Raw genomic sequence first — 7,421 nt, 5'->3', positions numbered from 1 at the left:
GGACGCGCCGATCGGCCTGATCCCGGTGGACAGCCTGTTCTCGCCGGTGCGCAAGGTGTCCTACAAGGTCGAGAACACCCGCGAGGGCCAGATCCTCGACTACGACAAGCTCACCATGACCATCGAGACCAACGGCGCGATTTCGCCGGATGACGCGGTGGCCTATGCCGCGCGCATCCTGCAGGATCAGCTCAACGTGTTCGTGAATTTCGAAGAGCCGCGCAAGGAAGTCGTTTCCGAGGTCATTCCCGATCTCGCCTTCAACCCGGCCTTCCTCAAGAAGGTCGACGAGCTGGAATTGTCGGTGCGCTCTGCGAACTGCCTGAAGAACGACAACATCGTCTATATCGGCGATCTCGTGCAGAAGTCGGAAGCGGAAATGCTGCGCACCCCGAACTTCGGCCGCAAGTCGCTCAACGAAATCAAGGAAGTGCTGGCCCAGATGGGTCTGCATCTCGGCATGGAAGTGCCGGGCTGGCCGCCGGAGAATATCGACGAACTGGCCAAGCGGTTTGAGGACCATTACTGAGCGAAACGTCTTCATGGTTCGAGACGCGGACTTTGTCCGCTCCTCACCATGAGGCCTCATCCTGAGGACCGGCCGCAGGCCGCGTCTCGAAGGATCACTGCAGGGCGAACGCAGGAAGCCCACCTGAGCACCGTGTCCGACGAGCCGTCGCGACAGAACAAGGTTTGAGGAACAAGACATGCGTCACGGCAAGGTTCATCGGAAGCTCAACCGCACCGCCGAGCACCGCAAGGCGATGTTCGCCAATATGTGCGCGGCACTGATCAAGCACGAGCAGATCGTCACCACGCTGCCCAAGGCCAAGGAATTGCGCCCGATCGTGGAAAAACTGGTGACGCTCGGCAAGAAGGGCGGCCTTGCGATGCGCCGCCAGGCCATCAGCGAGATGCGCGACCAGGATCAGGTGCGCAAGCTGTTCGACGCGCTGGCGACCCGCTATAGGGACCGCCAGGGCGGTTACACCCGCATCATCAAGGCCGGCTTCCGCTACGGCGATAACGCGCCGATGGCGGTGATCGAATTCGTCGACCGCGACGTCGATGCCAAGGGCCTGGATTCGGGCCCGGATCTGTCTAAGCCCGCGGAAGCGGCGTAAGCCATTTGGGTTGGTTTCAAAAAAGCGGCGCCTGGGCGCCGCTTTTTTCGTCATTGCGAGGAGCGCAGCGACGAAGCAATCCAGTCTGCGTCAAGAACTGGATTGCTTCGCCTCGCTCGCAATGACAAGTGGCGCAAGCGCCACCTGTTTATTGAGCAGCTGCCATCCGGCGATTGCGGTGCCGCCCGTTGCACCCGATATCTCCGTGATCGAGGATGGAGACATCGCATGAAAATCGATCTTTCGGGAAAGACGGCGCTGGTCACGGGATCGACGTCCGGAATCGGGTACGCGGTCGCCAAGGGCCTCGCCGCGGCGGGCGCAAGCGTGGTCGTTAACGGGCGGACGGCGGCCAAGGTCGACGCCGCGGTTGCCACGCTTGCCAAGGCCGTGCCCCAGAGCAAGCTGCGCGGCATCGCCGCGGATGTCTCGACGGCGGCGGGATGCGACGCGCTGGTCGCGGCGCTGCCGGATGTCGACATCCTCATCAACAATGCCGGCATCTTCGAGCCCAAGGATTTTTTCGGCATCCCGGACGAGGACTGGACGCGCTTCTTCGAGGTCAACGTGATGTCCGGCGTGCGGCTGTCGCGCGCTTACTTGCAGGGAATGCTGAAGCGCAACTGGGCCGCGTCGTTTTCATCTCGTCGGAATCGGCGCTTAATATTCCGAAGGAAATGATCCACTACGGCGTCACCAAGACCGCGCAGCTCGCGGTGTCCCGGGGCCTCGCCGAGATGACCCGCGGCACCGCCGTGACCGTGAATTCCGTGCTGCCGGGACCGACGATGTCCGAAGGCGTCGAAAGCTTTGTGAAGGATCTCGCCAGGCAAAACGGCCAGTCGGTGGAGGAAGCGGCCTCGCAATTCGTCAAGCAGTTTCGTCCGACCTCGCTGCTGCAGCGTTTGGCCAGCGTCGAGGAAATCGCCAATATGGTGGTCTATGTCAGTTCGAAGGAAGCCTCGGCGACCAACGGCGCGGCGCTTCGTGCCGAGGGCGGCATCGTGCAGACGATCGCATAAAAAAGATTTCGTAGGGTGGGCAAAGCCATCGGGTCGCGCGAACGCGCCCCCGATGGCGTGCCCACCATTCAACATCCAACCGCGTCAGATGGTGGGCACGGCGCAAGAGCGCCTTTGCCCACCCTACGGCTTCTACCATCCCTCCAGCACGATCTTGCCGCGCGACTTGCCGGATTCGATCAGCGCGTGCGCGCGCTTGAGGTTGGCGGCGTTGATAGCGCCAAAAGTCTGGTCGAGCGTGGTGCGAAGCACGCACTTGTCGATCAGGTCGGCGACATCGCTCAGCAGATGGTGCTGCGCGATCATGTCGGCAGTTTGGAACGATGATCGGGTGAACATCGACTCCCAGTGGATGGAAACGGCCTTGCCCTTGAACACGGCGACGTTGAACTCCGGTGGATCGTCGATCAGTCCGAACTTTCCCTGCGGCGCGATGAGGTCCGCCAGCGCCTTGTAGTGCTGGTCCGTGGCGGTGAGGCCAGCGATCAGCGCGACCGGCGGAAATTTCAGTTGCTCGATCTGCTCCTTCATCGCCCCGGCATGGTCGATCACGGCGTGCGCGCCGAGATCGAGGCACCATGTCTGCGACTCCGGCCGGGATGCCGTGGCAACGACGGTCAGCCCCGTCAGCCGCCGCGCGAGCTGGATCAGGATCGACCCCACTCCGCCGGCCCCGCCGACGATCAGCAGCGTGCGTGGATCGGCGCTCTTGCCCGGCTGCACGGCGAGGCGGTCGAACAGCAATTCCCAGGCGGTGATCGAGGTCAGCGGAAGTGCCGCGGCCTGCGTGAACGACAGCGTCTTCGGCTTGGCGCCGACGATGCGCTCGTCGACAAGATGGAATTCCGAATTGGTGCCCTGGCGCTGGATCGAGCCGGCATAAAACACTTCGTCGCCGGGCTTGAACAAGGTGACGTCAGGCCCGATGGCATCGACCACGCCGGCGGCGTCATAGCCGAGAATCTTGGTCTCGCCTTCCGGCGGCGCGGCGCGCTTGCGCACCTTGGTGTCGACGGGGTTGACCGACACCGCCTTGACTGCGACGCGGAGTTCGCGCGCGCGCGGTTCCGGCTTCGCGGCCTCGAAATCAACCAGCGATTCCGCGTCCTCGATAGGCAGGGATTTCTTGTAACCGACGGCCTTCATTTGGCGTTTCTCCCGCATGCAGCGGCCAGCCGCCGCTCAAGGATCACTAGGCGCCATTTTACGGCGGAATTGCAAGGTTTTGAGGACGCCGTCACTTCTATTCGAACGGTGAAAAGCCTATATTCATTCGATCGATTTCCGGGATTCTATTCATGAGCTTTCTTCGTATTTGGGCGGCGATCCTTGTCATGATGGCTGCGATGGGTCAGGCCGTGGCGCAGGACCGCCGGGTGCCGGCCTCTCCGGCTGATGTGAAACTGTCCTACGCGCCGATCGTGCAGCGCGTGCAGCCGGCGGTGGTCAACGTCTATGCCGCCAAAACGGTGCAAAACCGCAATCCGCTGCTCGACGATCCCATTTTCCGCCGCTTCTTCGGGGTGCCCGGCCAGCAGCCGGAGCAGATGCTGCGCTCGCTCGGCTCCGGCGTGATGGTCGATCCGTCGGGTCTGGTCGTCACCAACAACCACGTCATCGAAGGCGCCGATCAGGTCAAGGTATCGCTGTCGGACAAGCGCGAATTCGAGGCCGAGATCGTGCTGAAGGACAGCCGCACCGATCTGGCGGTGCTGCGCCTGAAAGATACAAAAGAGAAATTCACGACGCTGGATTTTGCCAATTCCGACGAACTGCTGGTCGGTGATATCGTGCTGGCGATCGGCAACCCGTTCGGCGTCGGCCAAACGGTGACGCACGGCATCATCTCGGCGCTGGCGCGCACGCAAGTAGGCATCACCGACTACCAGTTCTTCATCCAGACCGACGCCGCGATCAATCCGGGCAATTCCGGCGGCGCGCTGGTGGACATGACCGGGCGGCTGGCCGGCGTCAACACCGCGATTTTCTCGCGCTCGGGCGGCTCGCAGGGCATCGGCTTTGCGATTCCCGCCAACATGGTGCGCGTCGTCGTGGCGTCCGCCAAGAGCGGCGGCAAGGCGGTGAAGCGGCCCTGGCTCGGCGCGCGGCTGCAGGCGGTGACGCCGGAGATCGCCGAGACGCTCGGGCTGCGGCTGCCGACCGGCGCGCTGGTGGCCAATGTCGCCGCCAGCAGTCCCGCCGCGCGCGCCGGCCTGAAACTGTCCGACCTGATCGTGGCGATCGACGGCCAGGTTGTCGACGATCCCAACGCGTTCGATTATCGCTTCGCGACCCGCCCGCTCGGCGGGTCCGCGCAAATTGACGTGCAGCGTGGCGGCAAAACGGTGAAACTCAACATCCCGCTGGAGACCGCGCCCGATACCGGGCGCGACGAGATCGTGATCAAAACGCGTTCGCCGTTCCAGGGCGCCAAGGTCGCCAACATTTCGCCCGCAGTCGCCGAGGAATTACGTCTCGATGCGAATACCGAAGGCGTCGTGGTGACCGATCTAGCTGACAATGCCACGGCCGCCAGCGTCGGATTCCAGAAGGGCGACATTATCCTCGCCGTCAACAACCAGAAGATTGCAAAGACCAGCGATCTCGAGAAGGCCACGCGCGAATCCGCCCGGCTCTGGCGCATCACCGTGGTGCGCGGCGGCCAGCAGATCAACGTCACATTAGGCGGATGAGCCCGAAACGCCCACGCCAGGCCGAAAACCTGTTCGCGGCCGCTGGCCTCGAGAACGATGCGCCGCATCCGCTTCCCGACCGGCTGCGTCCTCGCGCCCTGTCCGATGTCGTGGGGCAAGATCATATCCTCGGGCCCGACGGCGCGCTGACGCGCATGCTGGCGACGCGAACGCTGGGTTCGCTGATCTTCTGGGGCCCGCCCGGCACCGGCAAAACCACCGTGGCGCGACTGCTGGCGGATGCCACCGAGCTGCATTTCGAGCAGATTTCCGCGGTGTTTTCCGGCGTCGCCGACCTGAAGAAAGTCTTCGACGCCGCGCGCGCGCGCCGCGAGATGGGCAAGGGCACCCTGCTGTTCGTCGACGAGGTGCACCGCTTCAACCGCGCGCAGCAGGATTCGTTTCTGCCCGTGATGGAAGACGGCACCGTGGTGCTGGTCGGCGCCACCACCGAAAACCCGTCATTCGAACTCAACGCCGCGCTGCTGTCGCGGGCCCGGGTTCTGGTGTTTCACTCGCTCGACGCGGACGCGATCGAAAAACTGTTCGTGCATGCGGAGAAGATCGAGGGCAAGAAACTGCCGCTCGACGATGAAGCGCGCGCCGTGCTGGTGCGGATGGCCGATGGCGATGGCCGTGCCGCGTTGACGCTGGCCGAAGAAGGCTGGCGCGCCGCGCGCGAAGGCGAGAGCTTCGATGCCGTCAAGCTGCAGGAGATCCTGCAGCGCCGCGCGCCGATCTACGACAAGTCCGCGGACGGTCATTACAACCTGATCTCGGCGCTGCATAAATCGGTGCGCGGCTCCGACCCGGATGCGGCGCTGTATTACCTGGCGCGTATGATGGATGCCGGCGAGGACCCGCTGTTTCTGGCGCGGCGCGTGGTCCGCATGGCGGTCGAGGACATCGGGCTCGCCGATCCGCAGGCGCTGGTGATCTGCAATGCCGCCAAGGACGCCTATGATTTCCTGGGGAGCCCCGAGGGCGAACTCGCCATCGCGCAGGCGGTGATCTATCTCGCCACCGCGCCGAAATCCAATGCGGCCTACAAGGCATTTGGCGCCGCGATGCGCACGGCGAAGGAGGGCGGTTCGCTGCTGCCGCCAAAACACATCCTGAATTCGCCGACCAAATTGATGAAGTCGGAAGGCTACGGCAGCGGCTACGAATACGATCACGACGCACCGGAAGCCTTTTCCGGACAGGACTACTTCCCGGAAGCATTGGGCCGCCAGACCTTTTACGATCCGCCCGACCGCGGTTTTGAGCGCGAGATTCGCAAGCGGCTGGATTACTGGGCGAAATTGAGAAGCGGAAAGACATCATGAGCCGGCGCGTCAAACGACCCCTTGCGAAACGCGCCGCCGGTGATCGCCCCAAGGGCGCAAAACCATATCGGGACGGTTCGAAAGAGGCCCGCCGTCGCCCTGAGGTGCGAGCTAAGCGAGCCTCGAAGGGCGGTGCCGAGCACTCATCCTTCGATGCGCGGCTTCGCGCGCCTCAGGATGACGGCAGCAGAAGCGGTATCCCCGCGGCAAAGGAACGCGCTGAGCCGCCGCCGTTGCCCACAAAGGTCCAGACCGTCGCCGTGACGGCGGACGAAGCCAACATGCGCGTCGATCGTTTTTTGGAGGCGCGGTTTCCCGGCCTGTCGTTCTCCCATATCCAGCGCATCGTCCGCAAAGGCGAGCTGCGCGTCAACGGCAAGCGCGCCGACAGCAAGGATCGACTAGAGGAAGGACAAAGCGTCCGCATTCCGCCATTAAAACTCGATGCGCCGAAGGCCGCGGCAAGTTTTTCCGAAGCCTCGAAGAAAACCCACGACGCGCTGAAGGACATGATCCTGTTCGAGGACGACGACGTGATGGTGCTGAACAAGCCCGCGGGATTGGCCGTGCAGGGCGGTTCGGGCATCACGCGGCATGTCGACCAGATGCTGGAGACCATGCGCGATGCCAAGGGGCAACGTCCGCGGCTGGTGCATCGGCTCGACCGGGAGACCTCGGGCTGCCTGCTGGTTGCCAAGACCCGCTTTGCCGCGACGGCGCTGACCGGCTCGTTCCGTCATCGCTCGGCGCGAAAGATCTACTGGGCGCTGGTTGCCGGCGTGCCGAAGCCGAAGCAGGGCCGCATCTCGACCTATCTTGCCAAGGAAGAGAACGAGGACGATTCGATCATGCGCGTGGCCGCCCATGGCGACGAAGGCGCCAGCCACGCCGTGACCTATTACGCGGTGGTCGAGACCTCCGCGGCGAAGCTTGCCTGGGTGTCGCTGAAACCGGTGACCGGGCGCACCCATCAATTGCGCGCGCATATGGCCCATATCGACCATGCCATCGTCGGCGATCCCAAATATTTCAACAAGGAGAACTGGCAGTTGCCGGGTGGGTTGCAGAACCGGCTGCATCTGTTGGCACGGCGCATCGTGATCCCGCATCCGCGCGGCGGCTTCATCGACGCCACTGCGCCGCTGCCGCCGCATATGCTGCAATCCTGGAACCTGCTGGGTCTGGAAGCGGACCGCTTCGATCCGATCGAGAACGCGCCTGAAGAATAATTTAGCTTGCGGTTTTCGCCTCGCA

At 63.5% G+C, this 7,421-nt stretch carries 6 protein-coding genes and 1 pseudogene; 6 read left to right on the top strand and 1 reads right to left on the bottom strand.

The window, feature by feature from the left end:
- The 3 genes and pseudogenes from VGP39_RS17160 to VGP39_RS17150 all read left to right on the top strand — a co-directional run.
- The coding region (locus VGP39_RS17160; protein ID WP_327569294.1) for a DNA-directed RNA polymerase subunit alpha at positions 1 to 529 on the top strand (529 nt) is incomplete at its 5' end.
- Positions 530 to 707: 178 nt separating this feature from the next.
- Positions 708 to 1,124 carry a 50S ribosomal protein L17 gene (gene rplQ, locus VGP39_RS17155; RefSeq protein ID WP_327569293.1) on the top strand — a complete coding sequence of 139 codons (417 nt, stop codon included), beginning with the start codon at positions 708 to 710 and terminating at the stop codon, positions 1,122 to 1,124.
- A 228-nt stretch (positions 1,125 to 1,352) separates the two neighbouring features.
- Positions 1,353 to 2,146 (top strand): annotated as a pseudogene (locus VGP39_RS17150) (SDR family NAD(P)-dependent oxidoreductase).
- 132 nt (positions 2,147 to 2,278) lie between these two features.
- On the opposite strand, the gene VGP39_RS17145 reads toward VGP39_RS17150, so the two are convergent.
- Complete coding sequence (locus VGP39_RS17145) at positions 2,279 to 3,292, bottom strand: zinc-binding alcohol dehydrogenase family protein (protein WP_327569292.1); 1,014 nt, start codon at positions 3,290 to 3,292, stop codon at positions 2,279 to 2,281.
- A gap of 152 nt (positions 3,293 to 3,444) precedes the next feature.
- On the opposite strand from VGP39_RS17145, the gene VGP39_RS17140 reads away from it, so the two are divergent.
- The 3 genes from VGP39_RS17140 to VGP39_RS17130 are packed head-to-tail and all read left to right on the top strand — an operon-like array spanning position 3,445 to position 7,396.
- Positions 3,445 to 4,839 carry a DegQ family serine endoprotease gene (locus VGP39_RS17140; RefSeq protein WP_414644702.1) on the top strand — a complete coding sequence of 465 codons (1,395 nt, stop codon included), beginning with the start codon at positions 3,445 to 3,447 and terminating at the stop codon, positions 4,837 to 4,839.
- On the top strand, positions 4,836 to 6,167 hold the full coding sequence (locus VGP39_RS17135; RefSeq protein WP_327569291.1) for a replication-associated recombination protein A: 1,332 nt from the start codon (positions 4,836 to 4,838) through the stop codon (positions 6,165 to 6,167). Before VGP39_RS17140 ends, VGP39_RS17135 begins: the two co-directional genes overlap by 4 nt.
- A complete protein-coding gene (locus VGP39_RS17130; RefSeq protein ID WP_327569290.1) occupies positions 6,164 to 7,396 on the top strand; it encodes an RluA family pseudouridine synthase in 1,233 nt (410 codons plus the stop codon). The genes VGP39_RS17135 and VGP39_RS17130 overlap by 4 nt, the downstream gene beginning before the upstream one ends.
- Positions 7,397 to 7,421 lie beyond the last annotated feature (25 nt).

Origin of the sequence: Bradyrhizobium sp., assembly GCF_036009065.1 — a bacterium.
In the GTDB taxonomy this organism is placed as follows: domain Bacteria; phylum Pseudomonadota; class Alphaproteobacteria; order Rhizobiales; family Xanthobacteraceae; genus Bradyrhizobium.
This window is presented reverse-complemented; position numbering and strand designations above follow the sequence as displayed.

What these genes read in the sequence shown, in the direction of transcription:
- rplQ (WP_327569293.1), top strand. Translation starts at nt 708, where the DNA reads ATGCGTCACGGCAAGGTTCATCGGAAGCTCAACCGCACCGCCGAGCAC.
- VGP39_RS17145 (WP_327569292.1), bottom strand. Translation starts at nt 3,292, where the DNA reads ATGAAGGCCGTCGGTTACAAGAAATCCCTGCCTATCGAGGACGCGGAA.
- VGP39_RS17140 (WP_414644702.1), top strand. Translation starts at nt 3,445, where the DNA reads ATGAGCTTTCTTCGTATTTGGGCGGCGATCCTTGTCATGATGGCTGCG.
- VGP39_RS17135 (WP_327569291.1), top strand. Translation starts at nt 4,836, where the DNA reads ATGAGCCCGAAACGCCCACGCCAGGCCGAAAACCTGTTCGCGGCCGCT.
- VGP39_RS17130 (WP_327569290.1), top strand. Translation starts at nt 6,164, where the DNA reads ATGAGCCGGCGCGTCAAACGACCCCTTGCGAAACGCGCCGCCGGTGAT.